The sequence below is a fragment of the Allohahella sp. A8 genome (genome assembly GCF_047946665.1).
In the GTDB taxonomy this organism is placed as follows: Bacteria; Pseudomonadota; Gammaproteobacteria; order Pseudomonadales; family Oleiphilaceae; genus Allohahella.
In genome coordinates this window covers 555,746-574,268 of record NZ_CP172312.1, presented here as the reverse complement: position 1 = coordinate 574,268, position 18,523 = coordinate 555,746, and the positions used below count along the sequence as shown (strand labels likewise).

Sequence of the window (18,523 nt, the reverse complement as noted above, 5' to 3'; positions counted from 1 at the left end):
TCTGTAAGTAGTGGCCAGACGAGAGTATTGCATTCACCTGCAGCCTCAGGCCAACCTTTTGCATCTTGAACGCGCACGGATGAGCTCTTATGTCCTCCCCCCATCAGCATTTGGATACCATTGTTCTGGCCGGCGGCCGTGGCGAACGGATGGGTGGGCAGGATAAGGGATGGGTCAGTCTTGGCAACACCACCTTTATCGAAGCTACGCTTGCAGCTTTTACCGGCACCCCAATTCGACCACTCATTTCGGCGAACCGGAATCTCGATCGTTACCGTGAAATCGCCGGGGGCCTCGGTGGTCTGGTGGTCCAGGATCTGGATACAAGCTTCAGGGGGCCGTTGGGCGGCCTGGCTGCGGCTTCAGTACACCTGCAGTCGGACTGGGTGTTCATCGTTCCCTGCGATACACCCCAACTCGGCCCATGCTTCGCAAAACGCATGCTTGCCGCGGCCGAGGCCGAGCCTGGCGTGGACGGCTTCATGGCCAGCGACGGGGAACGCATCCAAGCCCTGCACAGCCTGCTAAGAAAAAGCGCTCTACAGCAGCTGCCGAATTTCATGGCCATTCCGCGCGAGCGTCAGCCGGGCATGATGGCTTGGGTAAAACAGCTGACGATACGAGAGGTGAACTTTTCAGACAGCGCGCAGATGTTCGAGAATGTGAATACCCCAGAGGCCCTGGCGTCAGTCAGATTCGCTGATAGGCAATGCCGGGAGTGAAGCGGGTCATCCTGAATTTATCAGACAATGCCCCCGGTGACTCTGATGCACCCAGCATGAGAAAGCCGCCAGGCTTCAGCGCGGCGTGCATTCGCTGCAGAATATCGTTCTTGACCGGACCGGCGAAATAGATCAACACGTTACGGCAGAAGATGATGTCGAACTGACCGAGTCCGCTAAAGCTGTCGAGGAGGTTGAGGATCTTGAACTCCACTATCGCCTTCAGCTTTGGCCCCACTTCCCAGGTACCGTTACCGCGGTCGATGAAGTGCTGTGTCAGCGTGCTCTGGTCGAGACCGCGGCCGAGCGCCAGCTGGTCATAACGGCCCTCTTTGGCATTATCGAGAACGCGGGCTGAGAGATCAGTTGCAACAATTTTCGCATTGAGCCTTTCCGCACCCTGATGCAGCCTGAACTGCTCTAGCGTCATGGCAATAGAATACGGCTCCTGGCCAGTCGAACAGGCTGCCGACCAGATTCTCAACTGTCGCGAGGCCAAGTTGGCCAGACCTGCTGCATTCGGCCCGCTCCGGGCAGGACGGGTGGTCCCCATCGGCTCGAGGCCATAGCACTGGGGCAGGATATGCTCACGCAGGTTGTTGAAAGGATGCATGTCGCGAAACCAGAGGGTCTCGTTGGTCGTCATGGCATCGATGACGGCTTCACGCAGCGGTAGCGGATGGCGCACATCGATGCGCCTCACCAACTCCGTCAAGCTGGACACGCCGGTTTCGATCAGAATACGCCGGAGCCTGCTTGCTACCAGGTATTGTTTGTTGTCGCCAAGAACAATCCCGCTGCTACGCTCGAGAAAGTTTCTGAACACATCGTATTCGTGCGCCTCAAAGGTCATTCGCTGCGGGATTCATCCCTGATAATTTCATTGATTCGTTGGGCAAGCTCGTCGGGACTGAACTTCGCCATGAAGTCGTCGGCACCAACCTTGGCCACCATCGCCTTGTTGAACACGCCGCTGAGCGAGGTGTGAAGCATAATGAACAGATTCTGCAGCTGCGGATTGCCTTTACACAGCGTCGTGAGCGTGTAGCCGTCCATCTCGGGCATTTCGACGTCGGAAATCATCAGGCTCAGATGATCGCGGATATCACTGCCGTCTGCCACCAGGCTTTCCAGATACTCCAGGGCCTCCCGGCCATTGTTCTTTGTTACCACATTCAGGCCTACAGCCTGCATACAGTGGACGATCTGCCGTCTTGCCACAGATGAATCGTCAACCACGAGCACGGACTTGTCCTTGACGCTCTCCTTGACGTCCTCGTCGATGAACTCCGCTGCTACGGTGTCACGTGTTGGCGCCACTTCGGCCAGAATCTTTTCGACATCGATGATCTCAATGAGCGTATCTTCGATTCTGGTCACAGCGGTGAGATAGCTGTTTGGTCCAGCGCCCTTCGGCGGTGGCTGCATGTCGCCCCAGTTCAGGTTGACGATGCGTTCTACACCCGAGACCAGAAAGCCTTGGGTCTTGCGGTTGTATTCGGTAATGATGACAAAGCACTCAGGGATCTCTTCGGCCGGAATACCCTGCTGGCCAGTGGCCATGCCCATATCCATGATCGGAATCGTGCCGCCCCTGACGTGAGCCACGCCTCTCACAACCGGATGCCGCTGTGGCAACATGGTCAACTTGGGGCACTGCAGTACCTCCTTGACCTTGAAAACATTGATACCGTAGATCTGCTTGCCGCGCAGTCTGAACAGCAGTAGCTCCAGTCGATTCTGGCCGACGAGCTGTGTACGCTGATTAACACTGTCTAGAACGCCGGCCATGCCTGAATACTCCTCTCTACGCTGAATGGCCTGGTATTTGCTTTAGCTATCTTCAGTAGCTTGCTGCCGCAGGGACAGTCACAGTCATTTCAGGCCTCCCCCAAGCATAGGCAAGATTCTGGATATTTCTATTTTGCCAGGACAGTGATATGTACCAATTCAAGATCCCTCAGTCCAAGCGGTGGACCTGTGTACAGATGATACGTCTGTGCCTGTTGATGGGTGCTACTTTTAGCGCCTCGGCAACGCCAGGCGAAGAGCCGGTCTGGCAGCAGCAGGTGCTTGCGGCTACTGAGTCTTTCATGCGTGCCTATGTAAGGGGACTGAATCTGGACACCGAAGGCGAGCGCCTCGAGTACGAGATCAACTCACCCGATGCTCGGCTGAACTATCCTGCCTGTCGACAAATGCCTGAAGCGCTCGCACCTGAGTCCAACAGTCGCGATGACAGCAAGGCGCTGCATAGTGGCGGTCGGCTGGTGCTGAAGATTTCCTGCGATTCGCCAGAGCAATGGACGATCTATACCCAGGTCCGAATCGTTCACACGGTGAGTGTCATGCAGGCGCGTCACGCAATACCGCGCGGCGGTAGCGTTGCCGACGCGGAACTGATTGCGGTCGATACCGACATCAGCAAGTTACAGCGGGGCTATTTTCGCGACCGGAAGTCGCTCAGGGGATGGCGCAGCAAGCGCACCATCCGCGCTGGTGAAACCTTGAGTCCAGGCATGATGGTCAAGGAAAAGGCCGTCGCTCGAGGCGATCGGGTGATCATTGTGGCGAGTACCGCAGGTATCAGTATTCGCATGCAGGGCGAGGCTTTGTCTGATGGCACAGTGGGCCAGCAGATATCGGTCCGCAACCTGAGTTCTGAACGGGTGGTTCGCGGACGAGTCGTCGCCCGTGGAGAAGTCGAGGTTATCCTCTAGGCTCCCGGAGTCACTCTGCAATGGCGGCAAAAAATAGCCGTTGCAGAAAGCGCTCTGCATGGCTGCTATAGTAGGCATAGGCGCAAAACTGCCGCCGGAGAAATTTTTCAATTCAGTCCTAAAGTTTTTCGAGCGGTGGCCGATATATTGAATATGGGCGCTGGGAAGGCGCAGACAAATTCAGGTTACAGCTGTACGACAGCAGGTATCGAATCATGAATATCAACGGGTTCAGTGGCGTTCCGGGGAAAGACAACCCCTTAAGTTCTGCTTCCAAAGATGCGGCGAAAACGCGTGAGGCCAGTGTTCAGGCCAAGCCAGCAGCGCCTGCGCCTGAAAAAGGCAAAACCGCTGCGGGTGATTCCGTAGTGCTGAGTGCCCAGGCCCGCAGTCTGCAGAAGCTCGAAAGTCAGATCTCCGATCTGCCTGAAGTGGATACCGATCGCGTGGCGGATCTCAAGGCCCGCATCGATTCTGGCGAATACCAGGTCAACTCTCGATCTGTGGCAGGAAAGTTGCTTAGCTTCTAGTAGTAACGAACCTGTGGGACTGGTCCCACAGGTCAGGAAGCAGGCAACAGTATGTCAAATCAAGCAGTAAACATTCAGTCCCTTCTGGATCTCCTTCGTTCCGATATCGCCAGTCTTCAGCAACTCCATCGCCTCCTGCGTTTCGAAAGAACCTTTCTCGAGCAAGGTGAGCTGGAAAAGTTCAAACTGGCTGGCGAAAAAAAGATCGCCTGTCTCGAGCAGATTGAGCGGAACGCCGGTCTCAAGACCTCATGGCTCAAGGCCAATAATCTGACCATCGAGAAATTCCGTCAGCTCGCTCGTGAGCGCGTACCCAAGGCTTTCGAATTGCTGACAGAAGCAGAGGATCTTCTCAAGGCGGTCAGCAGTCTCAATCGGGTCAATCAGAAGATTATCCAGCTAAGCCAGCAGCGTGTAGAGCGCATCATGGATGTTTTGCGAGGCAAGACTGCGGCGCCTTCGCTCTATGGCGCAGCGGCCAGGTCAGCGGCTGCGGGCCATGGCCGGGCGATAGCAAGCGCGTGATAGCATGAGCGCTTGCCGCTCATGCTATCCAGGCTGCAAATAAAAGGTGCGCTTGTAGAGCCACGATAGACAGAAGGCGCCCTGGTGGCGCCTTTTGTATTTCAACTGCTGAGCGATTGTCGCTAGAACGGACGGATTTTGATGCTGGCTTCATCGCTGAAGCGGATACCCTCGAGCTGGATAGTTCCGAAGGTTGGGCCGCCGACCTGACCAGCCGGTCTGATATCCCGGAAACTAACCCGTTCAATGAGATTGGGCAGAATGACGTTCATTGCGCCAGTGTCGTCAAAGAGGGGCTTGATACGATCATCCGATATGTGGACACCAACGACTTCAATATCTGAATCGAGCACCTGGGTTATTGGCAGCAGGACCTTGCCGAGCTGGCCAAGAACCTTCACACCATCGAGCCCCTGTTCGGATTCCAGCGCAGAGGCTTTGCGAATGTCCCGTTTGTCGGCTTCATAGCCTATCGGCGTCTGTTCATCGAGGCGCGTAGCCAGTCTTTCGTCGAAACCCTGAGCAGTGATGCCTGCCATCTCAGACTCCGCCATAGGCTGCAAACCAGCGATCATGTACCCTTTGGCTGCAACAGTCTCAGTCGGCTTCGGCGCAGGCACGATAACCGGCGCAGTAGTCGTTGCGGCCATAGCCAGCATCGGCTGCAATGGTGCACTGATTGCGGCCAGAACCGTGGCCGCGAAGCGCAGCCGCGATTGCTGCTTGAGTGCACGCCTGAGATCACGCTCACTGATGAGCGACTGAGCCACGAGCAGTTCGCCAAGTCGCAGGGCTTCGCCCCGACCAGCCCGAACCGCCTCGGCTTGCTGTCGAAGCGCCAGATCGAGCTGCTTCTGTGTGACATACCCACGGTTGACCAGAATCTGGCCTAACCTTGAATTAGTCATCGATGCCAATTTCTGCGAGTCATGCAACGTAGAGTCGCCACCACTTTTGTTGTTGAATTTTGCTAACATGACCCCGTTCTCCTGGAACTTCTGTAATGATCTCAGTCTGGTTCAGGGTTAACCAACTTGGTAGGCGTTTGGCGTTAAGAGTTGTGTGTGTTTGAAAAGAGCAGTGAAGCTATGCAAACAGTCCGGAACCAGATCACAGAAACAAGCCCATCAGCCCTGGCAGAAAAGGCAGCCGAGGCATTGGCCAGGCCCTCCTCACGGCTGAATTTTCCCGCTGAACTCGAGCGGACGTTCATTGCCTCCCATGACGAACAACATGCCCGGACCAATCGCCTGTTCGCTTTGCTGGGTGCATTGTTCATCCTGATATCGGGTGTGAATGATTTCTGGGCGATGCCGGACCAGGCCTGGCTGACTATTCTCTTGCGAGCTGGTGCGTTGCTACTGGCCTCGCTTGCTGTCGTCGCGATGGCGGTCCGAACAATGGTGCCAGCGGTGGGATCGCTTTATCCGACCCTACTGGTACTGTTTTCACTGTATTCGCAGGCCACCCTGCTCTTTATCACCGGCGTGGCTGCCGAGCATCTTCACTTCTCCTACCAGCTCGGCCCCCTGCTTCTGCTCTTGTTTATCTGCCTGCTAACGCGACTGCGTTTCCAGGTCACACTCATCATCGTAATCTGTATGTGGTACATGCAGTATTTCGCAACGAGCCTGTGGATTCGGCTACCAGCGGAACAGAGCCTCTACGTCATGCTGGTTTACAGCGTGCTTTCAGTGATCGTGCTGCTGGCGAATTATCGTTTCGAGCGCGAAAGCCGACGGGTGTTCCTGCAGGATCTGCTGCTGGCGACTGAGCGGGAAGAGCTCAAGGCTGCCAGGGTGCAGATCGAGCAGCTGAGTCTGGCTGATGATCTGACTGGCATCGGCAACAGACGACACTTCGACCGTCAGCTCAGCCATGAATGGCTGAGGGCCAAGCGCGGCCGCCAATCGGTATCGCTGCTACTGTTCGATATCGACGCCTTTACTCACTACAACGAACAGTACGACCGGGCGACCGGTGACCGCACGCTGATTCAGGTGGCAGAAACCATTCAGCAGAAAGCCCGCCGCCAGAGTGACTTGTTGTGCCGCTACTCCAGCGAGCAATTCGCACTGCTGACGCCGGACATGAATCCGGCAGATGCGCTGCTACTGGCTCGGTCTATTGTCGACTCGGTACTTGCCTTGAAGTTACCCCACGAAGGCTCACCTCAACATGCTGTGGTTACCATTAGCTGCGGTTGCATGACGCTCTGGCCTCACAAGCAGCCAGATATCAAAGACCTGATTCAGGGGGCCGACCGTAACCTGCGTGAAGCCAAACGAGCGGGTGGTAATCAGGTCGAAGCGAGCAGCACAAATGGGGCGGCACACTGAGCACACCATTCTTTGCGGCCGATAAGACGCTGAGTCCTGCGCTTCGAAGTCGACTCGAGACGCTGGCCCATGCGATTGACGCTGACTGGCTGGATCATGTAGCTGCGGTATCGACCGCGCCAGCCGCTGTTTTCGAGGCCGATTTTTCCTCATTGAATATGGCTTTTCCACTGCTCCTGCTGGCCTTGGGTTCACGGTTCATTGAGACAGCCCCACGGACCTCCAGGTTATATTGCAGGGCACGCGTGAGTCATCTCCTTGCCCCTGAAGCCTTGAGCGAGCTATTGGAGTGGCTCGGGGATGCTCAGCAGTTCAGCCATCTCCTGCCGTCCACGTCCTCGCGGCAGCATATAATGAGGGACTTCCAACGAGAGTTACCCCTACCCTTCTTCGCCAGCCAACGCCTGGTCCTGGCCGATGGTCGTGTGGTCCTCGACCTGCTGGTGTCGAAAGACTCAGCGTCGCTGGCTTGCGGCCCGTGGCTGCCAGAACAGCTCGACGGGTGCCGTATTACTCGCCGCCACGATATCAAGGCGCCTCGTATCGCAATACTCGGTAGTGGGCTGGCTGGTTGCAATTTGGCGCATGCCCTTGCGTCCAGGGGTGCTCGAGTGAGCGTATTTGAACGCAGCGCATTGGCGCACACTGGTGCTTCGGGCAACCGACAGGGCGCGCTGTATATCAAGCCTGCTCTGGCCTGGTCGCGCGAGAACCGCCTCCATGTACTCAGCTATCAATTCGCACATCGCTTCTATCAGCGACAATTTGGCCGAGAGTCACATTCTGAAGCAGGACCACGGCCGCCGTGGCAGCACTGCGGGGTCCTGCATCTCGCGCAGAATGAGCGTGAACGGGCTCGTATGAGCCAGCTTCATCAGCAGGCGGTTTATCCGGAGCGCTTCATCCGATCACTCAGTTTCCGGGATGCCGCGCGGCTGGCAGGCGCGGATCTCGACTGTCCGGCTGCGGCGATGCCGCAGGGTGGCACCCTGGAACCGGCGAAGCTGTGTGAGCATCTTCTGGCGGCCCACGACATTCAGGTGCTCACTCACCAGAGTGTTCAGACCGGAGATTGGGATGCGGTGGTGTGGGCTGGGGGACATCCTCAGGCGGGCGATGAGCTGGCGCCAACTCACCTGCCCCTGCGCCCGATCCGCGGGCAGATCAGCTCAGTGTGTATCGCCGCTGACAACACGCTGAGCATGGCACAGATGCCCAACCAGGTGCTAAGCGGCGACGGCTACGTCATGCCACCACTGCTGAATACGGATAGCACGGTATGGCTGACCTTTGGGGCAAGTTACGCCGTCAATAGAAGCGATAGGGGCATCAGCGAGGAGGAAATGAGCGACAACAGCCGACAGCTGGCCAGGACTCTGCCGGAACTGGCAGCTCAGCTTGACAGCACTGGCATCAGCCGTGAAGAGCGCGCAGCCATTCGTTGTGCATCGACAGATTACATGCCGGTGGTTGGAAACGCTCGAATTCCACACGGTCGCAACAGTGCCAGCCAGAACCACAGCCTAGCCGAAACACTCTGTCAGGAGGGTCGGCTTTGGTACATGACCGCATTCGGATCAAAGGGCCTGGCACTGGCGCCGCTCCTGGCCGAGCAACTGGCCTGCGCCATCCTCGCGGAACCGACGCCCCTGGAGCCCGATCTAGCCGAGGGTATAGACCCTGATCGCTGGGCGCGCAGGGCCGCTTTGAAAGGCTACTCGCCTTCGACAGGTGGAACCGGCTGAGGCGGACAGTCAGGATTGATGGCCGGGTTACAGCTGGCCAGATCTCCACCGTCCAGCGTCCCGACAGGCGCTATGCTCACGTAGTTCTCACCGCCGACGTTGTACTCGATCACCTCGAACATCTTCGCGGACTCGAGGGCGTCCAGCTTGACCAGACGCTCGGCACCAGCAGTACCACGCTGTCGCTCCCACACCTTGAAGAAGCGTCGACGATTGATCTCCTCGTTATCACGAATGTCGTAACGGGCGCTCCAGGCATCGATATCGCCATAGAAAGTCTGACCTTCAAAAAGTTTGCCCCCGGTGTAGCCACCGAAGTAGGTCTGCTCTTCTAGCGCGTCGGAGTCCGCGGCACCGTCTGCACCCGGCGAAACCAGCTGCATGACAGCCTCCGGTGCAGCGAGCGTTGGATAGTACAGCGCAAATGCATCGGTGAGGCGATCATTCTTCACAAGGCTGAGGTCGATGGCGCCATTTGTCTCGCCGACCACTACGAACCCACGGTCGACGCCGGATATGGAGAGGCCAACTTCATCGAAAGCCGTACCAAACTGGTCGGCACGGGTCACCGTCCCTTCGTCACTGAAGGATGCGACCAAAATATCCAGGAGGTTGGTGGAGTCACTCGTTATGCTGGTACTGTCCAGTGTGCCCGCCACGGCCACATCGGACCCACCGACACTCACCGCCGCGTTATAAACCTCTTCAGCTTCGCCGCCGCGCTGCTGCTCGAATAATTGTTCGCCGTTGGCTGAAAGCCTGGTCAGGTAGGCGTCGTAGCCACCCTGATTTTCCCTGCGGGCATCACCCTTCGTGCCGCCTGCAACGTAGACGCCGCCATCACGGTCAACAGCAAGTGCTCCGCCATACTCATTGAATATGGTGCCAAACTGCTTTTGCCAGACCACACGGAAGCCACCAGACCGATTGAGTCGTCTCAGCTTCTGCACGACAAGGTCGCCCGACCCAAGCTCATCCGGACCAAGGCGATCCAGCGGACCGGTGAAAAGACCGTCAACTTCAAGGAGGGTAAATACTTCCTCCACGAAATCTTCCCGCTCCAGCGTGCCTGCGGAGCGGTATGCAACGTCCTTTATTTCAACATTCAGTCCAGGGCTTTGCAGCAGGATCTGCTCGCTCACAGCGCCAGTCCGGTCGAGGAGAGTGATTTGAGACTGCATGAGTCCATCCCCACCCGGCCTGGCCACAGCGAGAATGGCTTCGTCCAGAACGGTCGCGCCAAAGCCCTGGGTTTTGCCAGCTGGGCCTATAGCCGCCACGTAGGGGGTAAGCCAGTCGTTGATGAAGGCCTGAAACGTGGTGTCAGAAGGCGGAGGATTGATAGTCCCCGTCCGCTCGGCCGAAAACTGCACGAGCGGATCGCTCTGGAAGGGTGCAGCTGGCCCTGTAGCAGGCTGCTGCCCTACAAGCTGAATGCGCTTCTGCCGCTCGGTGCGTAATATTGGATCGGTGGTATCGTCTTTGACATTGAAGCGCAATTCGAAGCCACCATCGATGATCACGAGATCATCGCTCAAGACTGTGCCGCTATCGATATCCTCGGGACGCAGCCTGACGGTGAGATCGCCATCAGCGCCGAATTCAGCGGTGGAACCCACTTCGTCAACAAGGAAACGAACTGTCGCATCGACTTCTGGCGCCTTATCGAGTTCTACGATGACGTTCGTCACACCGTCCCGAGCAACGCTTGCCTTGTCTACGGTGAACTTCACCGACGGCTCATTGTCCTTGACCCTGATCGAGCCCGAGCCGTTTTCCTGCTCCAGCAAGCCCCCAACAATCCCGTTCAGTCGATACGAAATTGTCTCTTCGCGCTCAGCCTCGGTGTCGTCAGCAACAACCAGCAGAAGATGACATTTGGTTCTACCGGCTGGAAAAATGAAGCGGCCAGCATCGATCCGCACAGTCTTGAGACCACCCGTCGCGGCTTCGAGTTCTGCAAGCGTGCTGGCATTCTCGAACTGGGACTTGTCTGTCAGCCCTGCGGGGATGACAATTTCACTCACACTGTCGACACCCGGCCTGAAGTTATCCTGAAACTCACTTTCAGCGAGCTGGTAATTCCCTTCGACGTCGATAACCGAAGCCTGGAACAGGGTGAGATCGAGGTACTGGAGCGTTGGTCGACGGTTCAGTTCACGCTGCGTCAGCTTGCGGAACAGGTCAGTCTCCAGAAATGCCAGCTCGGCATCGTTCAGGAGCGGTTGACCAGCTTCATCGAGTAGACACAGTGGTTCATCTTCGTACACTTCGCCGGGATCTTCCGTACCACTGCTGTTGGTATCGATCAGGCGACGTGGGCGGGTCATCGTCTCGCCTTCGACGAAGGTACGACTTGGCAGGCGAACCTGATTCGGTCGTACTGACATCGAGAAACGAAGCCGTCCTACAGATTTGCCATCGGTGACGTTGAGCTCGATACCCTCGAATTCGCCAGTGGTGCCCTCGTAGTCGGTAGTTCCCTTGCCGGAAATACCAGGGGTCCCCTTGATCAGTATGCCGCGCAGCAGTCTGTTTTCGACATACTCCACTGAAAGCCAGGGCGGCGCATTGGTCAGAGAATACTCGAGCAGACCGTCTCCACCCTTGATGCCGAACTGGTACTCGTACACCACACCGATGGTCGCGTTACCGGGCGGATTGCCGAAGATCTGCATCTTCGGCACAGACGCCTTGTTTTCACAGCCAGTCAGCAGGCCCAGGAATACGAGGCCTATCAGGACTCTCAACCGGCGTGGACTAAGGCCGACGGCAAATCGAGGCGGCTGAGTGGAATGTGCTGTACAACGAGTAAGGGGCATAGGCCAGATGTTCTTGAATGACTCGGGTTGACGGGAAATACTAGGGGTTTTCCAGGCGGGGCTCTAGTCCGCCTGGCTCAAAACACGCGGATCATCACATTTGGAGCCAGTATTTCGTTCATGAGTGGTAAGCCGTCATACAAACGGCGCCAGCATCACGCGGAGTTCTTCTTCATCGATGACTTTAATCCCAAGCGTCTGAGCTTTCTTCAATTTGCTGCCAGCCTTCGCACCCGCTATCAATAGATCTGTCTTGGCTGAGACCGCTGAGGAGGGAATTGCACCAAGCGCACGCATGCGATCTTCGGCTTCGTCACGGGTCATTGTCTCGAGCGAACCGGTGAGCACCACTCGCAGACCCGCAAATGGTCCAGGCTCCTGAGTGCCGCCTGGAGAAACATCGCCGGCTCCGGTTGCTGCATCTTCTGGCTCGGCCATAGTGACGCCAGCAGCAGCGAGACGGTCGATTACTTCCAGATTCGCAGGCTGATCGAAAAACTCGACGACATGGCCTGCCACGATCGGACCGATGTCATGAATGGCTTCAAGCGCTGTCTGATCGGCATTACGCAGCGCGGCCATCGACCGAAAAGCTTTAGCCAGCAGGCGGGCAGTCGTTTCGCCGACTTCACGGATACCGAGCGCATAGATGACGCGATTGAACGGTGCCCCGGTCGAAGCGGCAATGGCATCGACGAGCTTCGCAGCTGACTTTGCAGCAAAACGGTCCAGTGTCTCGAGCTGTTCGGTGGTAAGGGTATACAGGTCCGCTGCTGTATCGACGAGCCTGGCATCGAGGAGCATCTCCACAACTTTTTCGCCAAGCCCTTCGATATCCATAGCACGACGAGACGCGAAATGAGTGAGACTGTACTTGCGTTGCTCCGGGCAGCTTAAAGGTGCGCTACATCGAGCCACGGCATTACCTTCCTCACGCACCACATCGGCTCCGCATGCGGGACAGTGAGTCGGCGCCGCAACTGGTTCGCCGCGCTCTGACGCTGGCGCCGGGATGACCGATACAATTTGTGGAATCACATCACCTGCCCGCCGCAGAATCACATCATCACCAGGTCTTGCATCCAGACGTGCAATCTCGTCCATGTTATGCAAGGTCGCGTTGCTGACTGTGACACCGCCCACGAGTACCGGATTTAGCCGTGCTACAGGCGTTACCGAACCGGTACGGCCTACCTGAAAGTCAATGCTCTGCAGACGGGTCTGAACTTCTTCAGCAGGGAATTTGCGCGCTATTGCCCAGCGCGGCGAACGCGAGACGAAGCCAAGCTTCTGCTGTATCGCCTTCGAATCGATCTTGTACACGATACCGTCGATTTCATATGGCAGTTCCGGCCGCTTCGTGGCGAAGGCGTCGTAGTACGCCAGGCAGTCATCGACGCCGGTGACAAGAGCAATTTCAGCATTGATCCTGAAGCCCAGCTCACGCAAACGCGTGAGGCGCTCGTAGTGCGAGTCTGGCCAGTCCGCCTCGTTAGACAGATAGCCTGTACTGTAGATGAATATCTCCAGCGGACGGCTCGCAGTAATTTTCGGATCGAGCTGACGCAGGCTGCCAGCAGCTGCATTGCGGGGATTGGCGAAGACTTTTTCACCGGCCGCCTCGGCGCTTCGATTGATTTCCGCGAAAGCGGCCTTTGGCAGGAGCACTTCACCCCTCACTTCCAGAACATCAGGAAAATCATGCCCTCTCAGCTTGACCGGCACTGTCGGAATAGTGCGTATGTTCACGGTGATGTCTTCACCTTCGTAGCCATCACCCCGAGTCAAGGCTGTTTGCAGCAAGCCTTTTTCGTAGACGAGACTGACAGCAAGGCCATCGAGTTTCGGCTCGCAGCAGTAGGCCAGCTCCTGGCCCGGCGTTGCATCTGCATCATCCAGACGGACATTTTCTGACCTGAGCCTGCCGACCAGTCGCTGATGAAAGCTGCGGAACTCATCTTCGCTGAAGGCATTGTCGAGTGACAGCATAGGCAGGCGATGCTTGACCGAGGCGAACTTGCTGCTCGGCTTCGCACCCACCCGCTGTGTAGGCGAGTCCGGGGTGATCAGCGAGGGGTCAGCGTCCTCCAGCATCTTGAGCTGACGGAACAACCGGTCGTATTCACTGTCAGTGACCCTGGGGTCGTCGAGAATGTAATAGCGGTAATTGTGCTCGAGCAGCTCTGCCCTGAGCTGCTCTGCCTCTTTTGCGGAGCTGGTCACAGCGCGATCAGACCTTTACCGACCTGGACTTCCGCTCGAACTCACGAATGGACTGACGATGATGCTCGATAGTCTGGCTCGTCATGGCACTGTGGTCTGAATCGCGAAGCTCACCGTTACAGTTCTTCACGATGACCTGTGCGATTTCAATCATATAATCAAAGGCCTGGATGGTGTTGTCAGGACCAGGCAGCACAAGGATGAGCGCCAGACAAGGCGTCCGAAAGCTGATCATGTCCTTCGGAAAGGTACCAGGCTCGACGGCATTGACCAGTGTGAACTGCACTTCGCCTTCGTCGAAATCATCCTCATGACGTACGAAGGTGTCCTGGGCAGTGCGCTGCATGCCCACTGCCTTGAGAATGCGATCGAGCGTCGCGCCATCGAAACCAAGTTCGTCCTTGGACACGACATTGACTACGGTCAGATGCTGGAGCTTTGATGCGGGCTTCGCGGGCTGCTGCTTTGCCCGACTGATCGACTGGACTTTTTCCGTCATTCGACGAACAGGTTCCATCTTCTGCAGGAATCGCTCCCTGAAGCCATTTTCCTCTTTCGGCACCGAAGCTTTTCCGGCTGCGCCTGCCAGGCCAGCTTTCCCGCCAGACCGGCTACCGATGCTACTGCCTCGTGATACGCGATCTTCATCATCGTCCTCGGCATGCATAGGCTGCTCGGCATCACGCCTGACCGGCACGGCATAGTCATCATCCGCTTCACTCATCAGCGGCTCATGCGTATCCGCCACCGATTCATCGTAGCGGTCATCAGCAGTGACATCGTCATCTTCGATGTGCTCGCTGCCATAGTCGTCTTCCTCGAAGTCTTCACTGGCATAGGCGCGACCGGACTGCTCATCATCGTCTACCCGCTCATCGAGTGCCGTCTGCTCGCTATAGCCAAGCGGGTCGACATCCCGATTATCATGGGTCTCGTAGACCGTCTCTTCATCAAAGCCGGGCTCCACACGTTCACGATGGTCGCGCGCCTGCTCCTCTTCAAAAGCCCGAGCAGCTTCCGCATATTTCACTGAGTCTTCGCCACGGCGGATCACGCGGAAGCCCCGGGTTGGTAGTTCGGGATTCTCAATTTCATCCAGCGGCGAGGCATCACTGAGATCGCCGCCGAGACGGCGACTCATCTGGAGCTGATCCTTGCGGCCCAGGCGCATCCGCCTCAGACCATCGATAATCACACCGAGGATGATGAGGACACCAATGATGATGAGCCATTCACGGAGACTTATGTCCATTCAGCTGCCTTCTATACTTGTCTTGCATTGAAAATGTAGATGGTAAGAGACCTGCATCTTAACCAGCCTCTTCCACCATCGCCAGAGCCGCTTCAACATCTACTGCCACCATTCGCGAGACACCAGCCTCGTGCATGGTCACGCCAAGCAGATGATCTGCACGCTCCATTGCTATCTTGTTATGGGATATATAGATGAACTGAACATGTTCCGACATTTCCTTGACGATATTCGAGTACCTCAGCACGTTCGCATCATCCAGAGGGGCATCGACCTCATCCAGCATGCAGAACGGTGCCGGATTGAGCCGGAAGATGGCAAACACGAGTGCTATTGCAGTCAATGCTTTCTCGCCGCCCGACAGAAGATGGATGGTGCTGTTCTTCTTGCCGGGTGGTCTGGCCATGATAGCAATCCCGGTATTCAGCAGGTCATCACCCGTAAGTTCTAGGTAGGCCTCTCCTCCGCCAAAAACCTTTGGGAACAGCTGCTGCAGGCCTTCATTGATAGCGTCGTAGGTTTCGCGGAACTTCTGCCGGGTTTCACGATCAATCTTGCGGATGGCATCTTCCAGCGTAGTCAATGCGGTTTCAAGATCTTCCTGCTGGGCCTGAAGGTATTCCGCCCGCTGCTGCTGAGTCTCATATTCCTCGACAGCAGCCAGGTTGATGGCGCCGAGCTTCTGTATGCGCTCTTCGGTCTGGCGCAGCTCACCGATCAGCGACTGCTCCAGGCCGGCCTGATCGCTGGTTTCGAGTTCATCGTTCGCCAGCAGCTCAAGCTGAGTGCCGAGACTCTCCTCCAGCCTGTCGAGTACGTCGATCTGGGTCTGCATGCCGTGCTGAAGCGATACCAGCTCCAGGCGCTGCTTTTCCTGCTCGCTGCGCAGACCCTGAAGTTCCTCGTCCAGCGAGCCGTAGCGGGTATTCTCCTCACGAATCTCGCTTTCAAGTTCGTTGAGTGTGGCCCGCAACTTGGCCAGTTCCTGCTCCTGCTTGTTGCGTACATCGAGCAGTCCAGGCAGTGCAGCTTCGAGTTCTGGGATGCTGTGCAGGGCCTTTTCCAGGGTCTGGGTCATCTGGGCAAGCTGTGCCTGCCCCCTGGCCTGTGCCTGCTGACTCTTGGCCAGACTGCTTTGTAGCCCGCCGATACGACCCTTGAGACCCTCCTGTGCGAGTCTCAGTTCCTGCAAACGGATTTCCTGCTGGCGAACGTCGCCAGCAGCATCGTCATGCGCCTGCTGCAAGGTGGCCACTTCTGCCTGCAGCGCCTCCAGCTCGGGGATGACTGTGTCCAGTGACTGCAATGCGTCACTCCAGGCGACCTTGCAGGTTTGCCGATGCGCCTCTTCCCGAGCCTGCTTCTCCTGAATCGATTCAATCTGCTGACGAGCCCGTTCTCGAGCGGCCTCGGCTTTCTTGCGGCTTTCCTCGAGCGCACCCTGTGATGTTTTCAGGCGGCTTTCTTCCTGGGCAGTTTCACGCAGAACCTGATTGAGTTCACGCTGCGAACCTTCAAGCCGGTCCAGCTCCGACTGCAGCGACTTAAACGCGTTCTCGGCGGTGTCTCGCCCCATCTGCCCAGCTTCAACTTCGAGCAGCAGACTGGCCAGACGGCGCTGTCGCCCCAGTGCACCATGCAGGCTGTCTGATGCCGCTTTGCCACTGCCAGCGGCCGCGCCGGCGCCGACTGTATCGGCACAGATCCAGTCACGACCGATTGTGACCCCGTCCACGGTACAGAAGTACTCCCCCGCCCCCAGACTGGCGGCATCCGCTAATGCTGAATTCAGACCTGACGCAGGCTTTGCGCCCTGCAGCCAGTCGAGCACGCCCGCGGGTGCCTGGAGCTCGAAAGCTGAGGCTGGGCGATCTGCGAGAATCTGCGATGCCGTTCTGGCCGTCGTCAGCACAAGACCAGCTGGCAGATTGGCGAACAAGGCTGGCTCAATCGATTGAAGCGCGTCATGCGCGTCGATCTGGTAGCCGCTGAGGCGTTGTTGCAGCAGCGCCTCCACACAGTGCTCCCAGGCAGGGTCAGCTTTGACCAGCTGGCGCAGTGGTGTCAGCGTGAGCCCAGCTTTCTCAGCTTTTTCGATCCAGTCTCGGATGGAGCCGGACTGCCGCCGCAGCGCATCCTTCTCCAACTGTTCCAGCATGCGGATTTCGGTTTCAGCGGCTTGCTGCTTCTGCTGCTGAGCCTGTCCTTCGCGCCTCACGACTTCGAGCTGGGTCCGCAGAGCCGCGATCTGCGCCTCGTTGTCTTCCAGTGACTGCTCGACTTCCTCAATCCGAGCCTGTGCTGCAGCCAGCTGGCCACGCAGCACCAGCGCCCGCTCATCACCCTGGTCGTCATTGTCCTGCTGCAATGCAATTCGCGCCTGTTCGAGCTGATCGTCCAGTTGCGCGAGCAGGCGTTCCGATTGCTGCTGCAGCGACTGCTTTAATTCGGCCTCACGCTGTAACTCGCGCCGCTTCGTCTGCAGCTCCGTCAGTTTGTATTGACTGCTTCTGAGTGACTGGGAATGCGTCTGTCGCTCTGCACTGGCCTCGTGAACTGTTTCAGCAAGCACTTCGATGGCCTCGACTATGGCTTCCTGTTCCTCGAGAAGCTGTTCGAGCTGAGCGTGTTCGCGTTCGGTTTCTTCACCAAGTGCAGCCAGTTCCGACTCCAGCGTTTCGCGCTCTCTTTGCAAGGTGCTGCGTTCGCGGGTGCGGCTATTGAGTGCCTGCTCACATTCTGCGACTTCCCCACTCGCCCCGTAGAAAGCGGCCTGCCCTGCATCGATAGCCTGGTGCAAGGCAGAAAGGCGCTCACGCCTCGCACTCAGACCGGCTTCGCTAGCCTGGCGGCCGAGGAGTCGATCCTTGATCTTATCGTTATAGGCCTCTACTGAAGCTGATAGCTGCTCCGCTCGAGCCTGGTGCTGCTGCCAACGTATGGCTGCCAGTCTGGCTTCAGCCTGTTTGGCACTTGCCTTGTATTCGAGATAGCGGGCTGCGTTTCGAGCCTGCCGTTGCAGAGACTGCAACTGTTTACCAAGCTCATCCCTGACATCCTGCAGACGTTCGAGATTCTCTCGGGTGCGATGAATCCGGCTTTCGGTATCCTTCCGCCGCTCCTTGTACTTCGAAATACCAGCGGCTTCTTCGACGAACACGCGAAGATCTTCCGGCTTGGATTCCACCAGGCGACTGATCATGCCCTGCTCGATGATGGCATAACTGCGCGGCCCAAGGCCGGTACCCAGGAAAAGATCTGTGAGGTCCCGTTTGCGGGTCTTCTGGCCGTTAATGTAATAGGCCGAGACCCCATCCCTGGTCACCATGCGCCGCACAGCGAGCTCGTCATACTGTGCGAACGCCCCTGTAACGCGGCCCAGGCAGTTGTCGAAGATGAGCTCTATGGACGCTTGCGACACAGGCTTGCGCGCAGTGGACCCATTGAAGATGACGTCAGCCATCGACTCACCACGCAGATGCTTGGCCGAGCTTTCGCCCATGACCCAACGAACGGCATCAATGATGTTCGACTTGCCACAGCCATTGGGCCCGACGATCGCGCTCATGTTGCCAGGGAAGCGTACCGTAGTCGGATCGACGAATGACTTGAAACCAGCCAGCTTGATGGACTTGAGCCGCATGC

13 protein-coding genes are annotated in these 18,523 nt (G+C 57.3%); 6 read left to right on the top strand and 7 right to left on the bottom strand.

Annotated elements, in window-relative coordinates; genetic code table 11:
* Positions 1–89 precede the first annotated feature (89 nt).
* Positions 90–722 (top strand): molybdenum cofactor guanylyltransferase, encoded by a 633-nt coding sequence (gene mobA / locus ACH3PB_RS02620; protein WP_416397934.1) that lies wholly within the window; start codon positions 90–92, stop codon positions 720–722.
* Here mobA and ACH3PB_RS02615 read toward each other — a convergent pair.
* A complete protein-coding gene (locus tag ACH3PB_RS02615; protein WP_416397933.1) occupies positions 691–1,575 on the bottom strand; it encodes a CheR family methyltransferase in 885 nt (294 codons plus the stop codon). The genes mobA and ACH3PB_RS02615 overlap by 32 nt on opposite strands.
* Positions 1,572–2,513, bottom strand: a complete 942-nt coding sequence (locus ACH3PB_RS02610) for a chemotaxis protein CheV (protein WP_416397932.1) — start codon at positions 2,511–2,513, stop codon at positions 1,572–1,574. Before ACH3PB_RS02610 ends, ACH3PB_RS02615 begins: the two co-directional genes overlap by 4 nt.
* Before the next feature lie 149 nt (positions 2,514–2,662).
* On the opposite strand from ACH3PB_RS02610, the gene flgA reads away from it, so the two are divergent.
* The 3 genes from flgA to ACH3PB_RS02595 all read left to right on the top strand — a co-directional run bounded on the left by flgA (position 2,663) and on the right by ACH3PB_RS02595 (position 4,497).
* The gene (flgA, locus tag ACH3PB_RS02605) at positions 2,663–3,442 is read left to right on the top strand and encodes a flagellar basal body P-ring formation chaperone FlgA (protein ID WP_416397931.1); all 780 of its coding nucleotides are present in this window, start codon (positions 2,663–2,665) and stop codon (positions 3,440–3,442) included.
* A gap of 215 nt (positions 3,443–3,657) precedes the next feature.
* Positions 3,658–3,972, top strand: a complete 315-nt coding sequence (gene flgM / locus ACH3PB_RS02600) for a flagellar biosynthesis anti-sigma factor FlgM (RefSeq protein ID WP_416397930.1) — start codon at positions 3,658–3,660, stop codon at positions 3,970–3,972.
* Between the two features lie 51 nt (positions 3,973–4,023).
* Complete coding sequence (locus ACH3PB_RS02595) at positions 4,024–4,497, top strand: flagella synthesis protein FlgN (protein WP_416397929.1); 474 nt, start codon at positions 4,024–4,026, stop codon at positions 4,495–4,497.
* 122 nt (positions 4,498–4,619) lie between these two features.
* Here the strand turns inward: ACH3PB_RS02595 and ACH3PB_RS02590 are convergent, their stop codons facing one another.
* A complete protein-coding gene (locus ACH3PB_RS02590) occupies positions 4,620–5,474 on the bottom strand; it encodes a type II secretion protein ATPase (protein WP_416397928.1) in 855 nt (284 codons plus the stop codon).
* 111 nt (positions 5,475–5,585) lie between these two features.
* Here ACH3PB_RS02590 and ACH3PB_RS02585 point away from each other — a divergent pair, with 111 nt between their 5' ends.
* Positions 5,586–6,836 carry a GGDEF domain-containing protein gene (locus ACH3PB_RS02585; protein ID WP_416397927.1) on the top strand — a complete coding sequence of 417 codons (1,251 nt, stop codon included), beginning with the start codon at positions 5,586–5,588 and terminating at the stop codon, positions 6,834–6,836.
* Positions 6,837–7,189: 353 nt separating this feature from the next.
* Positions 7,190–8,581, top strand: a complete 1,392-nt coding sequence (gene mnmC / locus ACH3PB_RS02580) for an FAD-dependent 5-carboxymethylaminomethyl-2-thiouridine(34) oxidoreductase MnmC (RefSeq protein WP_416397926.1) — start codon at positions 7,190–7,192, stop codon at positions 8,579–8,581.
* Here mnmC and ACH3PB_RS02575 read toward each other — a convergent pair.
* The 4 genes from ACH3PB_RS02575 to smc all read right to left on the bottom strand — a co-directional run bounded on the left by ACH3PB_RS02575 (position 8,551) and on the right by smc (position 18,521).
* The gene (locus ACH3PB_RS02575; protein WP_416397925.1) at positions 8,551–11,403 is read right to left on the bottom strand and encodes a hypothetical protein; all 2,853 of its coding nucleotides are present in this window, start codon (positions 11,401–11,403) and stop codon (positions 8,551–8,553) included. The two genes, mnmC and ACH3PB_RS02575, sit on opposite strands and share 31 nt — an antisense overlap.
* 135 nt (positions 11,404–11,538) lie before the next feature.
* The gene (gene ligA / locus ACH3PB_RS02570) at positions 11,539–13,626 is read right to left on the bottom strand and encodes an NAD-dependent DNA ligase LigA (RefSeq protein WP_416397924.1); all 2,088 of its coding nucleotides are present in this window, start codon (positions 13,624–13,626) and stop codon (positions 11,539–11,541) included.
* 7 nt (positions 13,627–13,633) lie between these two features.
* On the bottom strand, positions 13,634–14,878 hold the full coding sequence (locus ACH3PB_RS02565) for a cell division protein ZipA C-terminal FtsZ-binding domain-containing protein (RefSeq protein WP_416397923.1): 1,245 nt from the start codon (positions 14,876–14,878) through the stop codon (positions 13,634–13,636).
* A 58-nt stretch (positions 14,879–14,936) separates the two neighbouring features.
* The gene (smc, locus tag ACH3PB_RS02560; protein ID WP_416397922.1) at positions 14,937–18,521 is read right to left on the bottom strand and encodes a chromosome segregation protein SMC; all 3,585 of its coding nucleotides are present in this window, start codon (positions 18,519–18,521) and stop codon (positions 14,937–14,939) included.
* Between the last annotated feature and the right edge of the window lie 2 nt (positions 18,522–18,523).

Bases quoted from the DNA above. Each gene is read 5' to 3' on its own strand.
- mobA (WP_416397934.1), top strand. From the start codon at position 90: ATGTCCTCCCCCCATCAGCATTTGGATACCATTGTTCTGGCCGGCGGC.
- ACH3PB_RS02615 (WP_416397933.1), bottom strand. From the start codon at position 1,575: ATGACCTTTGAGGCGCACGAATACGATGTGTTCAGAAACTTTCTCGAG.
- ACH3PB_RS02610 (WP_416397932.1), bottom strand. From the start codon at position 2,513: ATGGCCGGCGTTCTAGACAGTGTTAATCAGCGTACACAGCTCGTCGGC.
- flgA (WP_416397931.1), top strand. From the start codon at position 2,663: ATGTACCAATTCAAGATCCCTCAGTCCAAGCGGTGGACCTGTGTACAG.
- flgM (WP_416397930.1), top strand. From the start codon at position 3,658: ATGAATATCAACGGGTTCAGTGGCGTTCCGGGGAAAGACAACCCCTTA.
- ACH3PB_RS02595 (WP_416397929.1), top strand. From the start codon at position 4,024: ATGTCAAATCAAGCAGTAAACATTCAGTCCCTTCTGGATCTCCTTCGT.
- ACH3PB_RS02590 (WP_416397928.1), bottom strand. From the start codon at position 5,474: ATGTTAGCAAAATTCAACAACAAAAGTGGTGGCGACTCTACGTTGCAT.
- ACH3PB_RS02585 (WP_416397927.1), top strand. From the start codon at position 5,586: ATGCAAACAGTCCGGAACCAGATCACAGAAACAAGCCCATCAGCCCTG.
- mnmC (WP_416397926.1), top strand. From the start codon at position 7,190: ATGAGGGACTTCCAACGAGAGTTACCCCTACCCTTCTTCGCCAGCCAA.
- ACH3PB_RS02575 (WP_416397925.1), bottom strand. From the start codon at position 11,403: ATGCCCCTTACTCGTTGTACAGCACATTCCACTCAGCCGCCTCGATTT.
- ACH3PB_RS02565 (WP_416397923.1), bottom strand. From the start codon at position 14,878: ATGGACATAAGTCTCCGTGAATGGCTCATCATCATTGGTGTCCTCATC.
- smc (WP_416397922.1), bottom strand. From the start codon at position 18,521: ATGCGGCTCAAGTCCATCAAGCTGGCTGGTTTCAAGTCATTCGTCGAT.